Here is a 24,950-nt window from a genome sequence, read left to right on the forward strand (position 1 = left end):
GGGATTTATACGATGAAGAAAAACGGATGGATACTATTTTTGTTTATTGTGCTCGGGATGATTGCAGGGGCGCTGGTCGCAAGATGGCTGGATTCCGTGCCGGGCGTATCCTTCCTGACGAGACCGATTCAGACGACTTGGTCGCCGAACGTCGATCTTTATGTCCTAAGCTTCAACTTGTCGCTCTCGCTTCAGATTAGTCTGCTGAGCATCGCGGGTGCCGCCGTCGCCATCTGGCTATATCGCAAAATGTAAGCTGCGAGGCCGGGATTATGGCATGCATAAGGAGTATGAACCTATGATCGAAAACCAACTCAACCAAGCAACGATAAGCCGGATTGTGCTGGCTTCATCGTCTCCGCGCCGGAAGGAACTGGTCGCATCTTTGGCCCTTTCCTTGCCGGTTTCTATTTTGTCTACGGACACTGACGAGACTTACGAAAAGGATTGGACGCCGGCGGAAGTCGTGGAGCGATTGAGCCTTCGCAAAGGCATCGCTGCGGAAGCCATGCTGGCGAAGCAAGAAATGCCTCTCGAGGGCACGCTGATATTGGCAGCGGACACGATCGTTGTGTTGGATGGGGCAGTGCTGGGCAAGCCTGCAAACAGCGATGAGGCGGCTGCCATGTTAACCTCCCTGCAGGGCCGCTCGCACGATGTGTATAGCGGCATCGCGCTTTTGGAGGCAGGATCGGACAATCGGATCGTGGCGAGCCGGCGAACCCGAGTGGCGATGAAACCTCTATCCGAGGAAAGGATCCGTCGTTATGTCGCTTCCGGCGAACCGATGGACAAGGCCGGGGCATATGGCATTCAAGGTCTTGGAGCGGCTCTGGTAGAAGGGATTGAGGGATGCTACTTCAATGTTGTTGGCCTGCCGATCTCGCTGCTGACGGACAAGCTTGAGCTATTCGGAGTTCGAACGTATTAATTCGGAAATTAGAGGATGGGATATTTATGGAAATACATGGAAATGTATTGCGTGATGTCCCCCATGAAGAACGTCCAAGAGAGCGCATGATGCGATATGGGGCAGAGGCGCTCAGCCATGCTGAGCTGCTTGCAATCTTGTTAAGAACGGGTACGAAGAAACAGTCTGCGGTACATCTGGCAGGCTCCATTCTTAAGCAATGCGGCAGCTTGCGAGGGCTGCTCGACATGAGCGTGGAGGAGATGACGGCCATTAACGGCATCGGTCCTGCGAAGGCGCTTCAGCTGCGTGCCGGCATAGAGCTCGGCAGGCGGATGATTCGAACACGTCATGAAGACATCATTACGATTCGGAAGCCCAAGGACGCGGCGGATCAGGTTATGGAGGAACTTCGATATTTGGACAAAGAGCACTTCGTTTGTCTTTTCCTCAATACGAAGAACGGCATTATTGCCCGGGAAACTTTGTCCGTCGGAACGCTTAATGCCTCGCTGGTCCATCCTCGGGAAGTGTTCCGAGCCGCAATCAAGAGGAACAGCGCATCGGTCATCTGCGCCCATAATCATCCCAGCGGCGATCCTGCGCCCAGTCCCGAGGATATTTCGCTGACCAAGCGTCTTGCGGAAGCCGGGCAGCTTGTCGGCATAGAAGTACTGGATCATATCGTCGTTGGCGATGGCCGCTTCGTAAGTTTGAAGGAGCTTGGTCATCTGTAATATAATAATAAATACGTGGAAACACATCTGCGGTATCGCGTTGTAATGGAGAAGGGAGCAGTAACAATGTTTGGTAGATTGAACAAGGATTTAGGAATCGATCTTGGTACGGCGAATACGCTTGTATTCGTTAAGGGAAAAGGAATTGTCGTGAGGGAGCCTTCCGTGGTGGCCTTGCGTACCGATACAAAAACGATCGAAGCAGTCGGCGAGGCAGCCAAAAAAATGATCGGCAGAACGCCTGGCAATATTCGCGCCGTACGACCTATGAAGGATGGAGTAATCGCCGACTTCGAGACGACGGCAACGATGATCAAATATTTTATCCGCTCCGCTCAGAAGCAGCGGTCTCTCTTCCCGCGTCATCCCAACGTTATGGTATGCGTGCCTTCCGGCATTACGGCTGTCGAGCAGCGCGCCGTCGAGGACGCAGCGAAGCAAGCCGGCGCCAGAGAAGCGTTTACGATCGAAGAGCCGTTTGCGGCCGCGATCGGCGCCGACTTGCCGGTATGGGAGCCGACGGGCTCCATGGTCGTTGATATTGGGGGCGGAACGACGGAGGTGGCGGTCATCTCTCTTGGCGGCATCGTGACGAGCCGTTCGATCCGGGTAGCCGGCGACGATATGGATGAGGCGATCATCCAATATATCAAGAGACTCTACAATCTGATGATCGGCGAGCGAACGTCGGAGCAGCTGAAGATGGAGATCGGTTCCGCCTTGCAGCTCGACAAGCCGGAGACATTGGAAATTCGCGGCCGAGACCTTGTGTCGGGACTGCCGAAGACGCTGGCGATTACATCGGACGAAATTACGGATGCGCTTATGGATACGGTCAATTCCATAGTGGAAGCCGTCAAGGTTACGCTGGAGAAGTGTCCTCCGGAGCTGTCCGCCGACATTATGGATCGCGGTATCGTATTGACAGGCGGCGGGGCGCTGCTTCGTAATATGGACAAGCTTCTGCAGCGCGAGACGGGCATGCCGGTCATCGTGGCAGACAATCCGCTTGACTGCGTAGCGATCGGAACGGGCCGTTCGTTGGATAACATCCATTTGTTCAAGAGCAGAGGCACTTCGAATCGTTCGAAGCGCTAGGCGCTCGAGATAGAATGTACGGATATGAGACAGGCAGGTGATCGGGCTGTTTAATTTCATGAGAAATAAGCGTGTTTTTATGCTTATGATCGGATTTATTTTGTTTATCGCGATCATCGGCTTCTCGCTCAGCGATCGCAAAGAGCTCACTTGGCCGGAGAAGTTCCTTAAGGACACCTCCGGTTTCGTGCAGCAGTGGTTCTACAAGCCCGCTGGTTATATAGCGGGTTTCTTTGAGGATATCCGCGATTTCCGGATGATCTACGAAGAGAACGAGCGGCTTAAGAGTACCGTTGCCGCGTATGCGCGGGATAAAGTGGAATACAACTTTATTCTAAAGGACAATGAGCGCTACAAAGAGCAGCTCAAATTCACGGAGCAGCAGAAGCAGATGAATGACTACAATTATCTGATTGCGCAAGTCATCTCCATCAGCAATGACGCGAACAACCGGACGATGACGATTAATTTGGGATCGAAACATGGCATCGAAAAAAATATGGCTGTGACGACCGTCGACGGCTTGGTCGGGCTGGTGAGTTCCGTGACGCCTTTTACGGCGGCGATCACCCCGATCACCGAGCTTAACGAAACGTCGCCGACTTTCAATTCCATCTCCGCGACGATCGAAGGCCGCGAGAACGAATCCTTCGGCATTCTGAGCAGCTTCAACAAAGAGACGAACCGGATTTTGATGACGCGGATCGGCGAGAACGACAAGATGGAGATTGGCGATACCGTTATCACTTCCGGCCTTGGCGGCGTTTATCCAAGAGGACTCCGAATCGGCACGGTAGAGACCAAGCAGGTCGGCGACTTTGGCTTGACCTACACGGCAAGCGTAAAGCTTGCGACCAACTTCGACCATCTGGCCGAGGTGTTCGTCGTTCAGGCTGCGAGCGCTGAGGAGAACGCTCCATGAGCATGAACCGAATCGTTGCGATTATGCTGCTGCTATTCGTTATCGAGGGCTCGCTCATGCCATGGATTATCCCGGAGGGATACGGGAGCCGGATTATACCGCACTTTATATTCGTATTCGTCTTATTTTCGGCATTGTACGGCAATCGCCATATGGCACTGCTGCTGGGAGCGGGCTTCGGCCTGCTGCAGGACGTCGTCTATTTCGGCCAGTTGCTCGGACTTAACTTTTTTGCGATGGGGATCATTGGCTATTTTACGGGCGTGCTGCTGGAGAGAAAGCGGGCGACGGTCATGATGGCGATTACGGTCATCGGCTTCGCGTGTATTTTATACGACACGGCCCTCTTTTTTATTTACCAGGTATTCCGGATTACGAGCGCATCCTATGCGTGGGCGCTGCTCAATCATATTTTGCCGAGCTTGTTCCTTCAGCTGGCCTTCGCGCTGGTTTGTTATGTGCCGGTCAGACGTATGTTCGAGTCGCGCAAGGAAACGGGAGAAAACGGAGAAGAAGAATAAAGCGGGACGTAAGCAGCAGGAATTCGGGACCGGCATCCAGAATTGAATAGGTTGGGGAGGGACAAATGTGACCGAAAAGCAGCATATTATGATTAAAGGCGTTAAGGAAGGTCTTCTGTTCCTTCTCGACGATCAATGCGTGTTCGATGCTCTGGTTGCCGAACTCAGGCACAAGCTGGAGAAAACGCACCAGCAGTTGCTGACGGGACCGCTCGTTCATATACATGTCAGGCTGGGCTCCAGAATCATAACGGATGAACAAAGGGAGCAGCTTGCAAGCATCATCGGCGCACAGGGGAACTTGATGATTCAGTCGATGGAATCCGATCCTCCGGCGAAGCCGGAGAGCGGCGGGGGAGCGGCGAACTTGCACGTTTTGTCATCCATCGTTCGCTCCGGGCAGACGCTGGAGCACGAAGGCGACCTGCTTTTAATCGGAGATGTCAATCCGGGGGGCTCCATTCTGTGCACCGGCGATATCTATGTATTGGGAGCGCTTAGGGGGATGGCGCATGCGGGCTTCGCGGGACGCACCGATGCCATCATCGCGACTTCGCTCATGAGGCCGACGCAGCTGCGAATTGCCGATGTCGTCAGCAGGCCGCCGGAGGAATGGCTGACTTTCGATTCCGCGATGGAATTCGCGTATCTTAATGAAGGTCAGATGCAGATTGACAAGTTGTCGCAGCTATTCCGCATCAGGCAGAATCCTATCCTGTTTAGAGGGGTGTAGAGTATGGGAGAAGCGATCGTAATTACATCAGGCAAAGGCGGCGTCGGCAAGACGACGACCTCTGCGAACATCGGAACAGCTCTTGCGTTGCTTGGCAAAAAAGTATGTATGGTGGACACGGATATCGGTCTGCGCAATCTGGATGTCGTTATGGGGCTGGAGAATCGCATTATATACGATCTGGTCGATGTGGCGGAAGGACGCTGCCGCCTGAACCAGGCGTTAGTCAAGGACAAACGTTTCGACGAGCTGTACATGCTGCCGGCCGCACAGACGAAAGATAAAGACTCCGTTAAGCCGGAGCAGATTCGAGACATCGTGCTGGAGCTCAAGCAGGGTCATGATTATATCATTATCGATTGCCCGGCCGGTATCGAACACGGTTTCCGCAACGCTATTGCCGGCGCGGACCGCGCAATTGTCGTCACAACGCCGGAGAATGCGGCCGTGCGGGATGCCGATCGTGTCATCGGATTGCTGGAAGGAAACAAAATTCCGTCCAAGCTGGTGATTAACCGGATTCGGCCTTCTATGGTAAAGAGCGGTGAAATGCTGGATATCGACGAAATATGCCAGGTGCTTGCCATAGATCTGCTGGGTATTGTTCCCGATGACGAAAAGGTCATTACGGCGGCCAACAATGGGGAGCCGACGGTTATGAACCCTGCATCACGTGCTGCCATCGCGTACCGCAATATTAGCCGCCGAATATTGGGCGATATGGTGCCGTTAATGGTGCTCGACGAGAAGGCAGGCGCGTTCAAGCGGTTCCGCAAGTTTCTGGGAATAGGATGATTGACCTGTGCTTAATAAATTAAAGAAACTGGATTGGGGCATAATCCTTATTCTCGCATGTCTCGCGGCGATCAGCGTTATCGCTATACATAGCGCGACTGCGAATCATCCGGGATATGCCAATTACGAAATCAAACAGCTGGCGTTTTACGGTCTTGGATTTATCGTGGCTATTGCCGCGGTGTTGTTCGATTACCGGATCATCCTGAAGTTGTGGCATGTGTTGTATGGCATCGGCGTTGTATTGCTGATATTGGTTTATTTCATTGGAGTGGAAATAAACGGTGCAAAGGGATGGTTTAAGCTTCCGGGCGATTTTTTGTTTCAGCCGGCAGAAATGGTCAAGATCATACTGATCATAGGCATTGCATATTTGTTAGGTCGACGTCAAGGAGATCGATTGCATTTTTCAAGCGATATTTTGATGATTGGCGCATTCTCGTTCCTGCCCTTCTTGTTGGTCATGATTCAGCCCGACCTCGGAAATGCGATTATTTATATCGTCATCGTGATCGGGATGCTTTGGATCGGCAATGTCAAGTATTCGCATGTAGCGATCGGACTGGCTGTCGTAGTAGCAGGCATCATCTTGTTTATGTTTCTCTTTAATGCTTTTAACGAAGAAATCAAAACCTATCTCGTCGACAATTCCAAAGGGCACTGGTATGAACGAATAAATACGTTCATCAATCCCGAGTTGGCTTCTTCCGATAATAAACATCAGTCCATGTATGCTCAGATGGCGATCGGGTCAGGCGGATTAAACGGGGAAGGGTTTCTGGAAGGCAATCTCAAGAACGGCGGGTATATCCCTTATGCCTATTCGGATTCCATCTTCGTCGTCATCGGCGAGGAATTCGGATTCCAGGGCGCCGCGATTCTGCTGCTGCTTTATTTCCTGCTCATCTATCGAATGATTATGGTCGCCTTCAAGTGTTACGACAGGCGTGCCTCGTACATGGTCATCGGAATCGTCTCCATGTTCGTCTTTCAGGTGTTCCAGAACATCGGCATGATGATAGGGCTCATGCCCATTACAGGCATTACGCTGCCGTTCGTCAGTTACGGCGGCACTTCGCTGCTGCTCAACATGATCTCGATTGGTCTTGTGTTCAGCATCAAAGCCCATCAAGAGGTGTATGAGCTCGCCGAGTAACGGGAGCTGGGTGCTGAGCACAGCCCGTTTAGAATCAAATAGCAATAAAATAGGCGACAGGCAGGCCGCTGCGGAGAATTCCGCGGCGGCCTGCCTGTTTGCTTGCGCCAATTGGTGTTTCTAAACGGTTACGAAGCCCCGATAGGCTAGAAGGATTGGCGTTCATCGGACTATGTTTCTGTTTGCTTTATGCGGAAATTCAATAAAGGGAAAAAGTCCCTTTAATTTTTTGACTGCGGGTAGTTCAGCGAAAATAAAGGGAAATTGTACATCTAAACGTCTGGATAGTGTTAGGGAAAGTGGATTTGCTTGAATATAGAGGGCGTTTTGGACCTCTGTCAAGAAAGTGGACACCATTTATGCCGCTTTTCTCTTATTAAATTTTGCAGCATACCGGACTGGTGACAAGTAACCCAGTGCACTGTGGATCCGTTTACGATTGTAAAAAAACTCAATATATCTGTAGATTTCTTCATAGGCCTGTTGCTTCGTATTGAATCGCTTGCAGTAAACGAGTTCCTTCTTGAGCACGCTATGAAATGACTCGATACAGGCGTTGTCATAGCAGTTGCCTTTCCGACTCATGCTGGCTTCCATTTTGTAGGTTTTGAGTTGCTTTCTGTAATCATCAGATGCATATTGACTACCGCGATCTGAATGATGCAGCAGCCCCTTCTTTGGCTTTTTAGCTTTATAGGCGTCTTGCAACGCACCAAGTACCAAGTCGGTCGTCATCCGGCTCCCTAGGCGCCAGCCTACGATCTCACGTGTACACAGGTCAAGAATGCTTGCTAAGTATAAACGGCCCTCTCTGCATGGAATGTAGGTAATGTCTGCCACCCAGACCTTATTAGGTTTCTCCGTTTTAAACTTTTGGTTGAGTACGTTAGGTGCGATCGGCAAATCATGGCTCGAGTCTGTTGTCTGCACCTTGTACTTTCGCGAGACACAGGCACGCAGGCCAAGCTCCTGCATATATAAACCAATGGTTCGCTCTGCTACTGTGTGGCCTTCTTCTTGAAGGAGATACGTGATCTTTGGAGCACCGTAGCGCTGCTCAGAATCATGAAAATGGTAAGAAACCCGCTCCATTAAAGTCCGTTTTCTCAGCTCCTGGTTGCTTATCTCTGCATTTTTCCATTTGTAGTAACCGCTACGTGAAACACTCATGACTTCGCACATCTTCTCTAAACGAAACTCGGAGCGATGATCTTCTATGAACTGGAACCGTCGTTCCTTGGTTTGCTGAAGATGTGCACAGCCTTTTTTACAATCGCGAGCTCCTCCTCTACATCGGAAATCCTCTGGTCTTTCGCGCGGAGCTCACGTTCTTGCTCTTTAACGAGCTGCTCGAGCTCACGGAGGCGTTCCGAACTGGCGACGGGTTCATTCTTAAAATCTCGAAATTTCGCTTTCCAGGCATGTAACGTCTTCGCGGGAATATCTAGTTCGAGGGCGATGTCCTCCACCGATTTCGTCTGCCCTTGCAGATACTTTACCGTCTGTTTCTTAAACTCTTCATTGTATCGATTCCGCTGTTCACCCATTGTGAACACCTCCTATTTCATTCATTATCGAATTCTCTTAACGAGGTGTCTACTATTTATTCTACTTACATTTTTCCATCTAATCCGCCTGTGAAGCGGAAAATCAGAAAAATAAAGGGAGAATTCCCCTTTATCATGGCTCTCAGACTCGTTAACTCTGCTGCCAGCCGTTCAAATCTGCTTTCACCCCCTTTAGAACCTACTTTAAAACCTGCAAATTTATTGTTCTCCCTCCAGTTGCGGGCTTGTTCGCATACTTGTCCTTGGAGCTTCATAAATATGAAAATAGGACAAGGCAGCGGGGAGGATGGTCCATATGGGACTGAGGGATGACGTGAGGCATCGAAGGCATGAGAAAATAAAGTCACTGCTGGAGGAATATGCGGCTTCTGAACGGCAGGAGAATAAGGTGGATATGCTGCAAAGGCAGCAAGAGCAGCGTCATCAAGGGGAGAACGGGACGCCCCCGTGGCCTGGCAAGAAAGGCAAGCAGGTTGCGGCGGAGCCTAAGACATTAGGTTCGCAGAGACAGGAAGAGATGCATTTAATGTTCCCGGAAGGGCCGTCAGCGAGCAGCGAACGTGGAGGGGATCGCGAGGAAATATCGGGTGATCCTCAGGATCCAGAGGTTGCCTGGAAGCGCAATCCTAACCCTTGGGTTTCCTGGGAAGAGGAAACGGCCATTCCGGGAGGCAAGCAGAGTTATGTCAGGCAGACGCGCACATACGACGATTCCTCTCCGCCCCGCAGCGGTTGGAGGCGTTTTCTGCACAGCCTGCGCTGGAAGACGATTGTTGCGCTTCTTGCGTTTGGCGTTATTTACGCCATGTTTCAAACCAGCAACGATTTGGCGCTGCGCGGTCAGCAATACTTAAAGCAGGCGCTGACGCAAGAAATCGATTTTGCGGCGGCAGCGGTGTGGTACAAGCAAGCGTTCGCGGGGGCGCCATCCTTCATTCCAATGTTTCGCGGCGATGATCAAGGCGCCGTCGGGGTAAACGGAGTTGTGAGGAAGGCGGCCGTCGTGCCGATCGAAGATGCTTCTCTAATTCGTACCTTTGCGGAGACGCTTAATGGAATTGAACTGTCCGGTTCGTCTGAGGCCCCCGTTGCCGCAGCGGAGACGGGCAGAGTGATTATGGTGACGGAGGAAAGCATTCTCATTCAGCATGCCAACAACCGCGTTACCATCTACGGCAAGCTTGGCAGAGCGGATGTAGCGGTAAACGACTGGGTAGAGGCTGGCGATATTATCGGGAAGCTGCAGGAGGGAGATGCGAGCGGGCAAAGCTTGTTCTACTTCTCTGTGAAGCAAGGCGACCGTTATATGGACCCGCTGGATGTGATCACGCTTGATTAAGTGGCGCGGGATCGCGTGGTCTATTCATCCTCTCTTCGTAATGATCATGATGGCTTCCGCCATTACGGGATATTTTGCCGAATTAACGGTGTTATTTCTCAGTGTCATCGTACATGAGCTTGGACATGTATTCGCGGCCAAAAGTTTCGGATGGCGGATCAAGGAGGTTAAGCTTCTTCCGTTCGGAGGAGTGGCAGAGGTCGAGGCGGGAGGCGCCGGCGCCAGGGAAGAAGCCCTCGTGGCACTTGCAGGACCTCTTCAGAACGTATGGATGGGGCTGCTGGCTTGGACCTGCGGCGTGACGGGATTGTGGAGCGAACCATGGGCGGACTATGTTGTACAGGCTAATATGATGATCGCTTTATTTAACCTGCTCCCCATTCATCCGCTCGACGGAGGCAAGCTATCCCATTCGATGATCAGCGTATTCCTGAACTATTATCAGACGTTGCTTTGGTCGGCAAGACTCAGCCTTGGCTTTAGCATGATTATGATCGCGGCCGCCGCGGCGCCCCTATGGATTTCTGGTTACGGAGACGGCGTACAGCTGAATCTTCTGGTCGTTGGCGTATTCCTGTTGCTCAGCAACTGGACATACTATCGGAATGTGCCGTATCTGTTCGTGCGATTTCTGACCCATCGGCGCCGCTCCGCGCTGACGGCACTGGATAGCGGGAAAAAGGCGACGCCGATCATCGTTAACGGCTATCAATCGATATTGTCCGTTGCCAAGAGTCTTAATCGGGAACGTTATCATTTGATCTATGTGCTGGATCCGTCCGGCAAGGAGCTGCGCGTGCTGGCGGAAGACCAGATTGTGGAGAGCTGCTTGTCCGGTTTGAATCCAAACCGTGCAGTCCGGGAGCTTTTGGGCTAGAATAGAGGAAAAGCGACAGAAGGAATGGTTGTTTAATGAAGCAGATGCTTATGCACGTGGATGGCGATACGCTGCAGACGGCCGTTCTGGAGAACGGGCAGCTGACGGATTTTTTAATGGAACGCTCGAGTGGCGCGAGTCTGGTGGGCAACATTTACAAGGGGAAAATCGTGAACGTGCTGCCGGGGATGGATGCGGCTTTCGTCGATATCGGCATCGGCAAAAACGCTTTCTTGTACATTGACGATATGCTCCATCCCCATGCTGACAAGCAGCCTAAAAACAAACCTCCTATCCGGGAACTGGCTCAGCCGGGACAGGATATCATCGTGCAGGTTGTCAAAGATCCGCTGGGCGGAAAGGGAGCGCGAGTGACGACGCACTTCAATTTGCCTGGACGCTGGCTTGTCTACCTGCCGTTCGCCGATTACGTCGGCGTATCCAAGAAGGTGGCTAGCGAGACGGAGCGAGAGCGCCTGCGCATAGCCGGCGAGCGGCTGAAGCTCGACGAAGAAGGCATTATTATGCGAACCGCAGCCGAAGGCGAGGAGCTGGAGTCGCTGCAGGCCGATGTGTCCAAGCTGAGGGAGCGCTGGCGCTCGATCGGAAACAAGGCGATACACGCGGTCGCGCCGGCAATATTGCATTGCGAAGAAGGGTTGCTGCACCGAGTAATCCGCGATACGTTTTCCTCCGATATGGACGAGCTCTGGATTGACCATTCGGCCCGTTTCGGCGAAGCGACGGAGCTGCTCAAAGACATCTCGCCTGCGTTCGACGGTCGGGTCAAGCTGTATAGAGGCGGCGGCGGCCGCGGCATATTTCAGGAATTCCGGGTCGCGGAGCAGATCGAGACGGCGTTTTTGAGACGAATACCTATGGGGAGCGGGAGCTACCTCATCTGGGAGGAGACGGAGGCGCTGACCGTCATTGACGTGAATACGGGCAAGTTTACCGGCTCGGACAATTTGGAGGATACGGTGTTCCGTACCAACTTGGAGGCGGCTTCGCTTATTGGCAGGCTGCTGCGAGTGCGCGATGTCGGCGGCATTGTCATCATCGATTTTATAGATATGGAACGCGAAGAGAGCCGGTCCAAAGTGCTTGCAAGGCTGATGGAAGAGGCACTCCGAGACGGTACGAAGACGTCCATTGTGGGCTGGACTCGACTGGGACTGATGGAGTTGACGCGCAAAAAAGCGCGTATGGGCGCAAGCCATCATTTGGCTCAGCGCTCATAATGGAGAAGATGTGATTCGATGTCGAGTATGCTTCATGGTATACTTCGTGATCAAAAGCGAATTTTTTGAACAACCTCTTGTACAATCTTTTGAACAACCTCTTGAAACCGTATAGTGTAATGTGATAAACTGTTTTGGTGTATGTTACGTATCTTTATTGAAACTGACATACAGGTACCGCTCCGAACAGGTTACATAAGCGCAGCGCATCAGCGATTTGCCACCTGACTCAGGCGAGTCTTCGAAAATAAGGAGGTGCACCTATTATGTTCGCAATCATCGAAACTGGCGGCAAGCAATACAAAGTTCAGGAAGGCGATGTGATCTACATCGAGAAACTGAACGGCAGCGAAGGCGAAAGCGTAACGTTCGATCGCGTTCTGGCCGTATCCGGCAAGGACGGTCTTGTAACGGGAGCTCCGGTGGTTTCCGGCGCAAGCGTTACTGGCAAAGTCGAGAAACACGGCAAAGGCCAAAAGATCATCGTTTACAAATTCAAAGCCAAAAAGAACTACCGTCGCAAGCAAGGCCATCGTCAACCTTACACGAAAGTAACGATCGAGAAAATCCAAGCGTAAGCATGAGGATTTGAGCTATGATTACAGTTACTCTCGTAAGGAATGAGAAGGATAGGCGCATCGTATCGTTTGCGGTCGAAGGACATGCCAAATATGCGAAGCCCGGCAAGGACATCGTCTGCGCCGGCGTGTCGGCGGTATCGGTCGGCACGGTTAACGCGATTGAGACTTTAGCGGGGATCGAGCTGCCTGCCACGGTTAAGAACGGCTGGCTGTCCTCGGATGTTCCGGTTCTGCCCGATGCAGAGGCGGACAGCCGCATGCAGCTGCTGCTCGAAGGCATGGTCGTCATGCTCGAGACGATCGCTACATCATACGGCAAGCACGTCGTTATACAGGAGCAGCTCCGATAAGGCTGTCCTGCGAGACGTTATCAATTCAAGAAGGAGGGGTACTCCATGTTGAAACTGAATCTTCAGTTGTTCGCATCCAAGAAGGGCGTAGGTTCCACGAAGAACGGACGCGACTCGCAATCCAAGCGCCTTGGCGCTAAACGTGCGGACGGTCAAATCGTATCCGGCGGCAGCATCCTGTTCCGTCAACGCGGAACGAAGATCCACCCGGGAACGAACGTAGGCATCGGCAAGGACGATACGCTGTTCGCGAAAGTAGACGGCGTTGTCAAGTTCGAGCGTCTGGGTCGCGATCGTAAGAAAGTGAGCGTATACCCTGTTGATCAAGCTCCTGTTGCAGCTGCAGTAGAAGCTTAATTTGCAACCACCAGCCCCGGCCAGCATGTCTTGGTCCGGGGCTTTTGTCATTGTCGGGAAAGCCCTTCTCGTTATGAAACGTACAGCGCTCCACAAGATTGGCGCGGCAGTTTCACCTTTGCTAATGACCGCTTTGGACGAGCGTGTTATACTGGGAAAGCTAGCAGCTAGCAATTCCCTTAAGAAGGCAGGTTCTGGGCATGATAGCCATGACAACGGCAAAGTATTATGTCGCGGCGACGGCGATCGCGCCGGCAGCCGCGCTTCTGGTCTGGCCAGGCAGCCGCTTGCTTATAATCGGTTGTTTGATCTGGATTGGGGCCGCTGCGATCTATTGGATTCGCAGCGAACGAATGGAGCATCGGGCTCGAATTACGGCTACGATTACCGCCATGCAGTCAGCCAGCGTCCGAACTTTAAATCATCATCGGCATGACTGGATGAACGATCTTCAAGTGCTTTATGGATACATTCGACTCGGCAAGCTGGATAAGACGGTGGGCTGCGTGGAGAAAATAAGGGATAGAATGAATGCCGAAAGCGCAATCTCCCGGCTTGGCGTTCCTTCGCTCATCAGCTATATTCAGTCATTTCGCACGCTGACGAATTCCCTTGCGCTGGAAGTCGAGATCGATAACGGTATTAATTTGCAGGAAATGGTACAGGATGCAGACCGTGTAGCGGAGACGCTTATACATACAATCAACGTTTATCGGTTGTCCGCGAAGCCTGGCACAGGGGAGCAGGCGCTGCTCCGGTTGCGGCTGGCGACGGAGAGCGGCATGCTGTACGCCTCCTTCTATTATGACGGCGAATTGATCAACGAACGGCAATGGCAGCACAAAATGAAAGAGCAGTTGAAAGGCGCATCGCTCTCTCCAATATCCGAGGAACAGTCGTACAATGAGATGGTTCTAAAGACGGAGCTGCGCGAGATAGGCGCTTGAACGGAGGCATGGCATGTTTGTCGACAAGGCAAAAATATTCGTAAAAGGCGGAAACGGCGGGGACGGCATCGTATCCTTCCGCCGCGAAAAATATGTAGAGAATGGCGGTCCCGCCGGCGGTGACGGCGGCAACGGAGGAGATCTGATCTTTCGCGTAGACGAAGGGCTTCGAACGTTGATGGACTTCCGTTACCAAAAGCACTTCAAGGCCGAGCGCGGCGAGCGCGGCAAGGTTAAGAGCATGCACGGCGCGAGCGCCGACGACACGATCGTACGCATCCCCCCGGGAACGGTCATCATTGACGACGATACAAACGAAATCATCGCGGATTTGACGCGTCACGGTCAGCAGGTTGTTGTCGCAAAAGGCGGACGGGGCGGACGCGGCAATACCAGATTCGCAACGCCGACGAATCCGGCTCCTTATATTTCGGAGAATGGCGAAGAAGGACAGGAGCGCTGGGTCGTTCTCGAGCTCAAGGTGATGGCGGATGTTGGTCTGGTCGGCTTCCCAAGCGTCGGAAAGTCTACGCTGTTATCGGTCGTATCCGGTGCCAAGCCGAAGATCGGCGCCTATCACTTTACTACCATTACGCCGAATTTGGGCGTCGTCGACGTCGGCGACGGACGGAGCTTCGTTATGGCGGATTTGCCGGGTCTGATCGAAGGCGCTCATGAAGGCGTTGGTCTTGGCCACGAGTTCCTTCGTCACGTGGAGAGAACGCGGGTTATTATTCATGTCATCGATATGGCGGCGTCGGAAGGGCGAGAACCGTTCGACGACTGGCAGAAGATCAACGCGGAGCTGACTCACTATAACGAGAAGCTTGCGGATCGCCCGCAGATTATTGCGGCCAACAAGATGGACATGCCGGAAGCGGAGGAGCAGCTGGCCCTCTTCAAGGAGCAACTGGATGAGGTCAAGGGCGATAAGGATTACGTCGTTATGCCGATCTCCTCTCTTACGAAAGAAGGCATTCAGGAGCTGCTGTACAAGGCGGCGGATGTACTGGATACCGTGGAGGCGTCGATCGAGGTCGAGGAAGTGAAGGACATCGAGGAACGCAAGGTATACAAGTACGAGAAACGCGACGAAATTACGTTCACGGTTCATCGCGAGGACGAGGTATTCGTCGTCGAGAGCGAAGGCATCGAACGGATGATGAAGCGGATCAACTTGAATTCCTACGACGCCGTCATGCGATTTGCCCGTACGATGCGTAAGCTGGGCGTCGACGAGAAGCTGCGCAAGGAAGGCGCCAAGGACGGAGATATGGTGCGGATCGGCGATTTCGCGTTCGAATTTTTTGAAGGCACCGATTACGACCCTTACAACTAAATTTCGTGTTGGACTGTCCCGGCGTTTCGCGACCGGGAAGTTTAGCCTCCGATGGCGAAAGACGACGGCAGTCGTCTTTTTTTTATCGGCCTATTGCCGCGCCACCTGGATTTCGATATAATGTCCACTATAGGTGTACAATTGTCTTTATGAGGAGGACGGATGTGGCTGAACGCTATTATGTCGTCCGGGAGGAACTATTGCCCGAAGCGATTCTGAAGACGATTCAAGTGAAGGAGCTGCTTAGCAGCGGCGCGGTGGCAACTGTTCATGAAGCTGTGGAGCGGGCGGGACTCAGCCGCAGCGCCTTTTACAAGTATAAGGATGGCGTGTTCGCGCTAAACGATATTGCCCGCGAACGGATCGTGACGATCTCGATGGAGCTGGAGCATAAGGCAGGCGTCCTCTCCTGCGTGCTGGGACTGATCGCAGGCCAGGAAGGCAATGTGCTGACAATGAATCAGAGCATCCCGCTGCAAGGATTCGCCAATGTTGTGTTGTCGGTGGACATCGCGGGACTTGCAGGAGAACTGTCCGATCTATTGGAACTGCTGAAGCGGCAATCCGGCGTGAGGAAGGCAGCGGTCATCGGTCAAGGTTAAATCATGGAGCGGAGGAATATAGATGAAGCCGATTAAGGTAGGATTGCTCGGACTGGGTACAGTGGGAACGGGCGTCGTACGTATTGTGGAAGGGCATCAGGAGGATCTTCAAAGCCAGGTTGGTTTGCCGATCGTCATTGAGAAGGTGTTGGTACAGAATAAGACGAAGTCTCGTTCGATCTCCATTGATCCGGATAAGCTGACGGAGGATCCGTGGGATATTATCCGCCATCCCGATATCGATGTCGTCGTAGAAGTCATGGGCGGCATTGCGGGAACAAAGGAATACATTATCGAGGCGTTGTCGCGGGGCAAACATGTCGTGACGGCCAACAAGGACTTGATGGCGCTCCACGGACCGGAGATTGTGGCCAAAGCCAAGGAGAATGGCTGCGACATCTTGTACGAAGCCAGCGTAGCTGGCGGTATTCCCATTTTACGTACGTTGGTCGACGGCTTTTCTTCCGATCGGATTACGAAGATCATGGGCATTGTTAACGGTACGACGAACTATATTCTGACGAAGATGAGCCAGGAAGGAGCCTCCTATAGCGACGTGCTGAAGGAAGCGCAGGAGCTGGGTTACGCCGAAGCGGATCCCACCTCCGACGTGGAGGGTTTGGACGCGGCACGCAAGATGACGATTCTGGCGACGCTTGGCTTCCGGACGAACGTATCTCTTGCGAACGTATCGGCAAAGGGAATCTCGCAAGTCAGCAAGGAAGATATTCTGTATGCCAAACGTCTGGGCTATGAGCTGAAGCTGCTTGGCATTGCGGAGAGGCAGGACGATCTCGTCAGCATAAGCGTACAGCCTACCATGGTGAAGCAGACGCATCCTATCGCATCCGTAAACGGCGTGTTTAACGCGGTATATGTTTACGGCGATGCGGTTGGAGAGACGATGTTCTACGGAGCGGGCGCCGGAGAGCTGCCAACGGCTACTTCCATCGTCGCGGATCTGGTTGCCGTCGTAAAGAACCTGAAACTCGGCGTAAGCGGCAAGCAGAACGGCGTAGCGGACTATAAGGAGACGAAGCTGAAGTCGGATGAACAGATTTCGTCGAAATATTTTCTCCTGCTGCATGTTGCCGACCGTGCAGGAGTTCTTGCGCGCATCACTCAGGTTTTTGCCGAATTCGAGGTCAGCCTGGAGTCGGTGCTGCAGCAGCCGAACCCGAACAATCCCGACGCCGAGATCATCATCATTACGCATGATGCGAGCAAGGCTGCCATCCAGAAGGTCATCGACACGTTCGGATCGCTGGATGTGGTGTACAAGGTGAAGAGCGTCTATCGCGTTGAGGGGTAATACAATGAACGGAGCGGGGAGCATGGAGAGCATAATGGCAGTAAAAAAAGCATATACGGACAACCGCCGCGTCACCGTTAAGGTGCCGGCAAGCACGGCTAATCTGGGCCCGGGATTCGATTCTCTCGGCATGGCGCTCTCGATGTACGCATGGATCGAAATGTCGGCATCCCAAGCTGGAGAGACGGTCTTCCGGCTGCACGGGGATGGCATGGATGGACTGCCCACGGACAAAAGCAATCTGCTCTACAAGGTTGCTCAGCTCGTATTCGACGAAGCTGGCGTCAGCGTGCCGGAGCTTACGATCGAAATGTACAGCGATATTCCGCTGGCACGCGGTCTCGGGAGCAGCGCGACCGCCATTATCGCCGCGCTCGTCGCGGCAAACGCGCTGATCGGCAGTCCGCTGGACGATCACAAGCTGTTCGAGCTCGCTACAAAGCTGGAGGGGCATCCGGATAACGTCGGCGCATCGCTGTTCGGCGGCATCATCGTCGCTGCCTGGGATGGCGAGACCGTGCAGCATGCACGCATTGAGCCGCCTGCAAGGCTTGAGACGCTGGTAGCCATACCGGCGTTCGAACTGGCTACGGAGAAGGCAAGGCATGCATTGCCTTCTGGGCTGGCGATGGCCGACGCCGTCTTTAACGTCGGCTGCAGCTCGCTGCTCGTCGCGGCCCTGGCCAGCGGCGAGCTTGGGCTTATCCGTCATGCCATGAAGGATCGGCTGCACCAGCCTTATCGTGCGCCTCTCATTCCCGGCATGACGGAGATTCTGGAGCGCGCGACGGACTTCGGCGCGCTTGGAGCTGCGCTCAGCGGAGCGGGGCCGACAATGATCGCGTTCGTGGACGCAGAGTCCGGTTCCAAGGCTGAGCTGGAGAATTTCCTGCAGGAGACGCTGCGCAAGGAAGGCATCCAGGCGGAGACCCTCTGGCTCGCGCCGTGCGTCTCCGGTCCAGTTGTTACGGTAGAGAGTGCAGATGCCGACCATGATGGGGAGACCTTCCTGGAACGGATTAAAGGAGAACGGGCATGATGAAAACGATAGCTTTATTACCTGCTGGCTCCGTGTCCGACGAAGCGGCAAAGCAACTTTTCGCGGAAGAGACGCTGAATTGGAAGCACCATCGGCTTATATCCGACGTCTTCCTCTCCACGGTGAACGGGGTCAGCGACTACAGCGTTATTCCTATGGAGAACACGATCGATGGGTCCGTCAGTCTGCATTTGGATTGGCTGGTCCACGAGGTCGATCTTCCCATGCAGGCGGAATGGGTGTATCCCTCCATTCAGAATCTGATCGGAAGACGGGAGGAGTTCTCCGGACAATCCGGCGAGCCTGACTTGACAACGATCAAAAAGGTGATCAGCCATCCAGTGGCAATGGCGCAATGTACGCAATTTCTTCGCGAGCATATGCCGCACGCGGAGAAAGAGCATGTGGGCAGCACGGCCGAAGCCGTGCGTATCGTACGCGATCATGCTGGCGAAGGAATTGCCGCGATCGGCACCCGCAGCGCGGCGGCGAACAACGGCCTTGACCTGCTCGCGACCGAGGTAACGGATCACGATAACAATTATACGAGATTTATGCTGGTAGGGGCGGAGCCGTATACCGCCAGGCAGTCGGACCGCGTGAAGACAAGCATCCTTATTACGCTGCCGGAGGATTATCCGGGAGCGCTGCATCAGGTGCTGTCGGCATTCGCCTGGCGCCGCATCAATCTGACGCGCATCGAGTCAAGGCCGACGAAGAAGAAGCTGGGCAGTTATTATTTTTATATCGAGATTGAGATGTCGCTGGATACGGTGCTGCTGCCGGCCGCGCTTCAAGAGATCGAAGCCATAGGATGCCAGATTCGCATATTGGGCTGTTATCCGAGCTTTACTTACGAGCAACTGCTGTAACTTCAAGCCACGAAGGTGTAACAAAAGGCGATTCCCAAGGCTTCAAGGAACCAACACAAATACATGATGAACAATTTCGCGGAGGTGCAAGGGCAGAGATGGCACAGCAATGGATTTACCTAAACGGCGATTACGTAACAAAAGAGGATGCGAAAGTATCCGTGTACGATCACGGATTTTTATACGGGGATGGCATCTTCGAGGGAATTCGCATCTATGACGGCAACATCTTTAAGTGCAAGGAGCATCTGGACAGGCTGTACGACTCTGCGAAATCGATTATGCTCGATATCCCGCTCTCCCTGGAGGAGATGCAGGGCGCGCTAGTGGAGACGATTCGCCGCAACGAGCTGCGCGACGGATACATTCGTCTAATCGTATCCCGCGGTCCCGGCAATCTGGGGCTTGATCCGCGCCGCTGCCCGTCCGCATTCGTCATTATTATCGTGGAGCAGCTTTCGATTTACCCGGAGGAAGCTTACAAAAACGGTCTGGTATCCGTATCCGTGTCCCAGCGACGCAATATCCCGGATGCGCTTAATCCGAAGATCAAGTCGCTTAATTACTTGAACAACATCCTGGTCAAAATCCAGGCGAATCTTGCCGGAGTGGGCGAAGCGATTATGCTGAACTCCCAAGGCTACGTGGCGGAAGGATCCAGCGATAATATTTTTATTATCAAAAATAACGTCGTCTACACGCCGCCTTGTTACGTTGGCGCATTGGAAGGCATTACCCGTGCGGCGATCATGGAGCTTTGCGCCAAACACGGCTACAAGCTTAAGGAAGAGCCGTTCACGCTGCACGACGTATATGTAGCCGACGAAGTGTTCTTTACGGGCACGGCGGCCGAGGTTATCGCAGTGCGCGAAGTCGACGGACGCAAGATCGGCTCCGGACAAGCCGGTCCGATCACGACGCATTTGCTGGAACAATTCCGCGCGATTGTTTCGGTAGACGGCGTCAAAGTATACGAATAACGAGATTTTATTAAGCGGCAACCTGCCCGGAAGACATGGAGACATGTTCCGGGCAGGTTTTTTTGTGCGAAGATGGCGACACTTGCCTAGTTGCTGCATAGGATGTAGAGATTGATAACAGGCATTAGCCGTGCCAAGTTATCCAGAACGTGACAGGAGGTCATCGGCGAGTGAAAATCCATATCGTGAAAAAAGGCGATACCCTGTATTTCATCGGCAAAAAATACAATGTATCGATCGAGGAAATTTTAAGCTTGAACCCCGGCATTACGAATCCGGATGTGCTGGAAGTCGGGATGAAGCTGAAAATTCCAAGTGCTCAAGGACAAAATGGCATCGGAGGCGTGGAAGTCATGCATCAGCACGTCGTCAAACAAGGGGATACGCTCTGGAAGCTGTCCAAAGCTTGGGGCGTGCCGCTGGCGGCGATGGTATACGCGAATCCGCATTTGAAGAACCCCAACGTCTTGCTGACGGGCGAGATCGTCAACATTCCGAAGGCGGACACCGTGGTTCCTCCAACGGGCATGCCGGGTAAAACGAATACGGCGGTTAAGCAGTCAGGCTCCGGAGGCGTTCATCCGCTGCATCCGACTTCGATTATGCAGGGCGTGCAGGGCATGGTCGGCAAGTTGTCAACAGCCCCGGTTATCGGCAAGAAGAATACGGCCCCCGTGCAGGAAAAAGCACCTACAGCACCGATCTCGCCGGTACCTTCCCCCGCACCTAAGCAGAAGGAGAAGGAAGCGAAGGTCGAGCCGCTGGAAAAAGGCAAAGCAGAGCCTCTGGCCACAAAGGTCGAACCGCTGGAAACGGGCAAAGTAGAGCCTTTGGCAACGAAGGTCGAACCGCTGGAAACGGGTAAAGTAGAGCCTCTGGCAACGAAGGTTGAGCCGATGGCTATGGGTAAAGTAGAGCCTTTGGCAACGAAGGTTGAACCGATGGCTATGGGGAAAGTCGAACCGCTCGCGACGAAGGTTGAGCCGCTTTCGGGACATAAAGTCGAGCCTTTGTCCGCCAATGTCGCCCCGCTCGCGACGGGCAAGACATTCCCGAACGCAGTAGCACCGCTTTCGACTGGCAAAACGCTGCCGAACGAGTCAATTATGCCGCTCTCGACGGGCAAGACATTGCCGAATGCAGTATCGCCTCTTTCGACGGGCAAAACGCTGCCGAACGCGTACGTCGCTCCTATGGCGGCGAACAATTTTGCGCCACTTTCGACGAACGTATCGCCCATGAGCATGAACAACGTTGCGCCACTTTCGACGAACGTATCGCCGCTGAATACGAACAACGTTGCGCCGCTGTCGACGAACGTATCGCCGCTGAACACGAACAACGTTGCGCCGCTGTCGACGAACGTAGCGCCGCTGAACACGAACAACGTTGCGCCACTGTCGACGAACGTATCGCCCATGAGCATGAACAACGTTGCACCGATGTCGACGAACGTATCGCCGCTAAACACGAACAACGTTGCGCCGCTGTCGACGAACGTATCGCCCATGAGCATGAACAACGTTGCGCCGCTGTCGACGAACGTATCGCCCATGAGCATGAACAATTATGCGCCATTGTCGACGAACGTATCGCCCATGAGCATGAACAATTATGCGCCAATGACGACGAACGTGGCTCAGAAGGCATTGCCGATTCAGAAGATGGCGGAGAAGAAGGTAACTCCGGCACAATCGGAATACATGCAGTATATGGACATGGACTTGTTCCAGCAATACAACATGCCTGCTACGGAAGCCATGTATATGGGGAACCAGCCGAATGTTGCTCCGGTGTTGCCGAATGCGGGTATGATGCCTTACGGTGAGATGCCTTACGGAGATATGCCTTACGGCGAGAAGCCTTCCATGTATCCTTACGATTGCCCGCCAGGCGCAGGCATGATGGGATATCCCGTACCTTCCATGATGCCATACGGCGGCGCGGGGGGCTGGGGATACCCAGGTGGCGGTTATGCGGGAGTCAGCGAGAATAACATGATGATGCCATTGTCCAATATGCCGAACCATGCTGGAATGGTATCGCCATTGTCAGGCATGCCTACCAAAGGTTTGCCGCAAACGATGTCCACCATGTCGGCGCCGGTTTACGGCGGAGCCGGTTATCCAATGACTTACCCGCCATATGCTCCATCGCCTTTATGGCAGCAAAATGCTAATGTCTCGTCTGGGCCGACTGTCCAATCGACGGCTAACGATGATTGCGGCTGCGGCGGCAAGCGGGAGGATGAGCTGGAGTTTCAGCAAGAAAAGAAGTCGCCGTTGTCCAAATCCGGCACTTCAAAACCGCGCAAAAAAGCCAAAAAAGCCGTTATCCGGACCGTGGCGCCGCGACCCAAAAAAAGAACGTCTAGCGGCAGCCGCCCTTGGCTGAACCGTTAAAACAAAGGCAAATGCGGTTCCCTCATAATGCTGAACGCAGGCAAGCTCCGATAAGGGGCTTGTTTTGTTGTTCATGTATTTCCGGAGTCTGAATAATTAACCATTTCTGGCGCACACTATGGGCAAATATCACAACCAGCCAAAGGGGGCTTCCTCATGATGACGTTCAGCCTGTGGAAGCAAGTCAAAAAGCGTATACGAAGAAATCGCCGTCCGATCTGGAAGTTAGGCGGAATAGCCTTGTTCGTCTCGCTGGCAGTCATGCCGCAGCATGCATCGGCGAGTTTCGCGAGCGAGGCAACCCTCGACGAACCTTCCGTTAACCGCATGCTGCAAGACAGAAATGCTCCGGTTCAAGTCATGCTCCATCGTTTGTACGTTTGCGGCGAGGAGACGGAGCCGCTCGGGTTGATGAAACCCGAGACGATCATCAAGCTGCTCAGCCAGCATCCGGAATGGCGCACCAGTCTCGAAGAGGATGGGCAGACGCTCCGCGTGATGCAGCAGATTGACGATTTGTCGGCCGAATGCAAGACCAATGCTTACTTCGGAGTAGACCGCAATGGGAATTTCTCGTTATTTGACGGAGAGCCAAGCAACGAAAAAGTGATGCGGACATTTTTCCAGCTTGATGTCCGGTTTATGGAGAGCAGCTTGCCGAAGGACCAGCTGGATCAGCTTTCGGAAGGCATTCGGGTTAGCGACATCGACGAATATAACAGCGTACTGTCGACCTACAGCGATTATGCGATGGAAACGAGCGGCGTCAAACAGGGCTATTAAACACTCGAATTTTATGCAGATACGTTATTGCCCGCTGCAACAATGGAACGGCAAAAAACACTCATCGATATTGAACCGGTGAGTGTTTTTTGTGCGCTTGCTCCAGCAAGAGCACCGGACTAACCGACAAGACTTGCTGCCGCAGTTCTACCAAGGCAGCGGTGGATCAGACGACAAAGCCGGCCCCCGCTCAATCATTGAGAAACGCTTGAGCGTTAATGAACAAACGTTCGTTCTCATTTCGGGTATCTTTTGTTATAATGAAGGGCGGGCAACATGGGAAGGCTGCGAGGGCAGCTTGCAACCGTAGCACTCATATTATCGTTATTACATAAGTTAGGGGTTGGCGGCTTGCGCGTATTAGGCATTGACCCCGGCATAGCCATTGCGGGATTCGGATTCGTGGACAAGAACGGGCATAAGCTGACGCCCGTGCAATATGGCGCAATTACAACGGAGGCTCATACGCCTCAGGAGACCAGGCTTGTGCAGATTTATGAATCGGCAGGCGCCCTGATGGATCGGTACAAGCCCGATTCCGTCGCGGTGGAGAAACTGTTCTTCAACCGCAACGTGACGACGGCATTCGCCGTTGGACAGGCTCGCGGCGTTATTATTCTTGCGGCGGCCCAGCGTGGACTTCCCGTTGCGGAATATACGCCGCTGCAAGTGAAGCAGGCTGTCGTCGGCTATGGCAAGGCGGAGAAGAGGCAGGTGCAGGAGATGGTTAAGATGTTCCTTAAGCTGTCTGCGGTTCCCAAGCCGGACGACGTAGCGGACGCTCTTGCCATAGCGATCTGCCATGCCCATTCGGCCGTACTGACGAACAAAATCAACGAGGTGAATCGTTCATGATCGATTATTTGAGAGGTCCGGTCGTACATATAGAAACGGAGTACATCGTTATGGACGTCAGAGATACGGGGTATCGAGTGTTTATGCCGAATCCGTATGCGTTCGCGGGCAAGAATGAGCCGGTAGTCGTCTATATCCACCATCATGTCCGGGAGGATGCGATTCATCTGTTCGGTTTCGAGTCGAGAGAGCAGCAGACGATGTTCCGGAAGCTGCTTGATGTATCCGGCATCGGCCCGAGAGTGGCGCTTGGCATTTTATCGGCCGGCCGGCCGGAAGCGATCGCGGGCGCGATTCAACAAGAAAATTTGTCGTTCCTGACGAAACTCCCCGGCATCGGAAAAAAGACGGCTCAGCGCATGGTGCTGGATCTGAAGGACAAGCTGACGGGTTACGGCGACGAAGGCCTGCTTAGCGCAGCGGGCTTCGGCGCAGAGCCAGGCTTGGCCGGTACGGGTAACGGGCAAGGAGCCGGAACGGCATGGGAAGAGGCGCGCGACGCGCTGGCAGCGCTTGGTTATACGACTGCCGAGCTGGATCGCGCCTGGAATGGTTTGCAGAGCAGCGTGACGCCGGAGGAATCGGTCGATTCGCTAATGAAGCGGGCGCTGCAGCAGCTGTTCAAGGGGTAACG

General features: G+C 53.4%; 28 protein-coding genes. 26 read left to right on the top strand and 2 right to left on the bottom strand.

Features of this window, described 5'->3' with window-relative positions:
- Positions 1–12 precede the first annotated feature (12 nt).
- The 9 genes from H7F31_RS14835 to H7F31_RS14875 all read left to right on the top strand — a co-directional run bounded on the left by H7F31_RS14835 (position 13) and on the right by H7F31_RS14875 (position 6,872).
- The gene (locus H7F31_RS14835) at positions 13–255 is read left to right on the top strand and encodes a DUF4321 domain-containing protein (protein ID WP_087566522.1); all 243 of its coding nucleotides are present in this window, start codon (positions 13–15) and stop codon (positions 253–255) included.
- Between the two features lie 43 nt (positions 256–298).
- Entirely contained in the window at positions 299–931 is a 633-nt protein-coding gene (locus H7F31_RS14840; RefSeq protein ID WP_187104828.1) for a Maf family protein, read from the top strand.
- A 26-nt stretch (positions 932–957) separates the two neighbouring features.
- A complete protein-coding gene (gene radC / locus H7F31_RS14845; protein ID WP_087566520.1) occupies positions 958–1,647 on the top strand; it encodes a RadC family protein in 690 nt (229 codons plus the stop codon).
- A gap of 66 nt (positions 1,648–1,713) precedes the next feature.
- Positions 1,714–2,745: a rod shape-determining protein gene (locus H7F31_RS14850; protein ID WP_087566519.1), complete on the top strand. Its 1,032-nt coding sequence runs from the start codon at positions 1,714–1,716 to the stop codon at positions 2,743–2,745.
- Positions 2,746–2,803: 58 nt separating this feature from the next.
- Entirely contained in the window at positions 2,804–3,667 is an 864-nt protein-coding gene (mreC, locus tag H7F31_RS14855; protein WP_187104829.1) for a rod shape-determining protein MreC, read from the top strand.
- Complete coding sequence (gene mreD / locus H7F31_RS14860) at positions 3,664–4,188, top strand: rod shape-determining protein MreD (protein ID WP_187104830.1); 525 nt, start codon at positions 3,664–3,666, stop codon at positions 4,186–4,188. Before mreC ends, mreD begins: the two co-directional genes overlap by 4 nt.
- Positions 4,189–4,276: 88 nt before the next feature.
- Entirely contained in the window at positions 4,277–4,921 is a 645-nt protein-coding gene (gene minC / locus H7F31_RS14865) for a septum site-determining protein MinC (RefSeq protein WP_222622765.1), read from the top strand.
- Positions 4,922–4,924: 3 nt separating this feature from the next.
- A complete protein-coding gene (minD, locus tag H7F31_RS14870; RefSeq protein ID WP_087566517.1) occupies positions 4,925–5,716 on the top strand; it encodes a septum site-determining protein MinD in 792 nt (263 codons plus the stop codon).
- Positions 5,717–5,723: 7 nt separating this feature from the next.
- Positions 5,724–6,872, top strand: a complete 1,149-nt coding sequence (locus H7F31_RS14875; protein WP_187104832.1) for an FtsW/RodA/SpoVE family cell cycle protein — start codon at positions 5,724–5,726, stop codon at positions 6,870–6,872.
- 357 nt (positions 6,873–7,229) lie between these two features.
- Here H7F31_RS14875 and H7F31_RS14880 read toward each other — a convergent pair whose 3' ends face one another.
- Both H7F31_RS14880 and H7F31_RS34035 read right to left on the bottom strand, forming a co-directional pair.
- Complete coding sequence (locus H7F31_RS14880; RefSeq protein ID WP_261800484.1) at positions 7,230–8,090, bottom strand: IS3 family transposase; 861 nt, start codon at positions 8,088–8,090, stop codon at positions 7,230–7,232.
- Positions 8,087–8,419: a transposase gene (locus H7F31_RS34035; protein WP_219930285.1), complete on the bottom strand. Its 333-nt coding sequence runs from the start codon at positions 8,417–8,419 to the stop codon at positions 8,087–8,089. Before H7F31_RS34035 ends, H7F31_RS14880 begins: the two co-directional genes overlap by 4 nt.
- A gap of 316 nt (positions 8,420–8,735) precedes the next feature.
- On the opposite strand from H7F31_RS34035, the gene H7F31_RS14885 reads away from it, so the two are divergent.
- The 17 genes from H7F31_RS14885 (at position 8,736) to ruvA (ending at position 24,948) form a co-directional block, all read left to right on the top strand.
- Positions 8,736–9,779, top strand: a complete 1,044-nt coding sequence (locus H7F31_RS14885) for a M23 family metallopeptidase (RefSeq protein ID WP_187104833.1) — start codon at positions 8,736–8,738, stop codon at positions 9,777–9,779.
- On the top strand, positions 9,772–10,656 hold the full coding sequence (locus tag H7F31_RS14890; protein ID WP_187104834.1) for a M50 family metallopeptidase: 885 nt from the start codon (positions 9,772–9,774) through the stop codon (positions 10,654–10,656). The genes H7F31_RS14885 and H7F31_RS14890 overlap by 8 nt, the downstream gene beginning before the upstream one ends.
- A gap of 35 nt (positions 10,657–10,691) precedes the next feature.
- Positions 10,692–11,897 carry an Rne/Rng family ribonuclease gene (locus H7F31_RS14895; protein ID WP_261800424.1) on the top strand — a complete coding sequence of 402 codons (1,206 nt, stop codon included), beginning with the start codon at positions 10,692–10,694 and terminating at the stop codon, positions 11,895–11,897.
- Between the two features lie 266 nt (positions 11,898–12,163).
- Positions 12,164–12,475 (top strand): 50S ribosomal protein L21, encoded by a 312-nt coding sequence (gene rplU, locus H7F31_RS14900; RefSeq protein ID WP_087566513.1) that lies wholly within the window; start codon positions 12,164–12,166, stop codon positions 12,473–12,475.
- Positions 12,476–12,492: 17 nt separating this feature from the next.
- The gene (locus tag H7F31_RS14905) at positions 12,493–12,828 is read left to right on the top strand and encodes a ribosomal-processing cysteine protease Prp (RefSeq protein ID WP_187104835.1); all 336 of its coding nucleotides are present in this window, start codon (positions 12,493–12,495) and stop codon (positions 12,826–12,828) included.
- A gap of 45 nt (positions 12,829–12,873) precedes the next feature.
- Positions 12,874–13,185, top strand: coding sequence for a 50S ribosomal protein L27 (gene rpmA / locus H7F31_RS14910; RefSeq protein ID WP_087566511.1), 312 nt, complete (start codon positions 12,874–12,876; stop codon positions 13,183–13,185).
- 200 nt (positions 13,186–13,385) lie between these two features.
- Positions 13,386–14,132 (top strand): Spo0B domain-containing protein, encoded by a 747-nt coding sequence (locus H7F31_RS14915; protein WP_187104836.1) that lies wholly within the window; start codon positions 13,386–13,388, stop codon positions 14,130–14,132.
- A 13-nt stretch (positions 14,133–14,145) separates the two neighbouring features.
- A complete protein-coding gene (obgE, locus tag H7F31_RS14920) occupies positions 14,146–15,471 on the top strand; it encodes a GTPase ObgE (RefSeq protein WP_187104837.1) in 1,326 nt (441 codons plus the stop codon).
- Between the two features lie 164 nt (positions 15,472–15,635).
- Positions 15,636–16,073: an ACT domain-containing protein gene (locus tag H7F31_RS14925; protein ID WP_187104838.1), complete on the top strand. Its 438-nt coding sequence runs from the start codon at positions 15,636–15,638 to the stop codon at positions 16,071–16,073.
- A gap of 22 nt (positions 16,074–16,095) precedes the next feature.
- Positions 16,096–17,385: a homoserine dehydrogenase gene (locus tag H7F31_RS14930; RefSeq protein WP_187104839.1), complete on the top strand. Its 1,290-nt coding sequence runs from the start codon at positions 16,096–16,098 to the stop codon at positions 17,383–17,385.
- A 34-nt stretch (positions 17,386–17,419) separates the two neighbouring features.
- Entirely contained in the window at positions 17,420–18,424 is a 1,005-nt protein-coding gene (gene thrB / locus H7F31_RS14935) for a homoserine kinase (protein ID WP_187104840.1), read from the top strand.
- Complete coding sequence (gene pheA / locus H7F31_RS14940; RefSeq protein ID WP_187105362.1) at positions 18,424–19,296, top strand: prephenate dehydratase; 873 nt, start codon at positions 18,424–18,426, stop codon at positions 19,294–19,296. The genes thrB and pheA overlap by 1 nt, the downstream gene beginning before the upstream one ends.
- Positions 19,297–19,394: 98 nt before the next feature.
- Positions 19,395–20,276: a branched-chain-amino-acid transaminase gene (gene ilvE, locus H7F31_RS14945; protein WP_087566505.1), complete on the top strand. Its 882-nt coding sequence runs from the start codon at positions 19,395–19,397 to the stop codon at positions 20,274–20,276.
- A 170-nt stretch (positions 20,277–20,446) separates the two neighbouring features.
- A complete protein-coding gene (locus H7F31_RS14950; protein ID WP_187104841.1) occupies positions 20,447–22,678 on the top strand; it encodes a LysM peptidoglycan-binding domain-containing protein in 2,232 nt (743 codons plus the stop codon).
- Positions 22,679–22,834: 156 nt separating this feature from the next.
- Entirely contained in the window at positions 22,835–23,461 is a 627-nt protein-coding gene (locus H7F31_RS14955) for a BofC C-terminal domain-containing protein (protein ID WP_187104842.1), read from the top strand.
- Between the two features lie 351 nt (positions 23,462–23,812).
- Complete coding sequence (gene ruvC / locus H7F31_RS14960) at positions 23,813–24,316, top strand: crossover junction endodeoxyribonuclease RuvC (protein WP_087566900.1); 504 nt, start codon at positions 23,813–23,815, stop codon at positions 24,314–24,316.
- Positions 24,313–24,948, top strand: coding sequence for a Holliday junction branch migration protein RuvA (gene ruvA / locus H7F31_RS14965; protein ID WP_187104843.1), 636 nt, complete (start codon positions 24,313–24,315; stop codon positions 24,946–24,948). Before ruvC ends, ruvA begins: the two co-directional genes overlap by 4 nt.
- Positions 24,949–24,950 lie beyond the last annotated feature (2 nt).

The sequence above is a fragment of the Paenibacillus sp. PAMC21692 genome (assembly GCF_014303795.1).
GTDB lineage: Bacteria > Bacillota > Bacilli > Paenibacillales > Paenibacillaceae > Pristimantibacillus > Pristimantibacillus agaridevorans.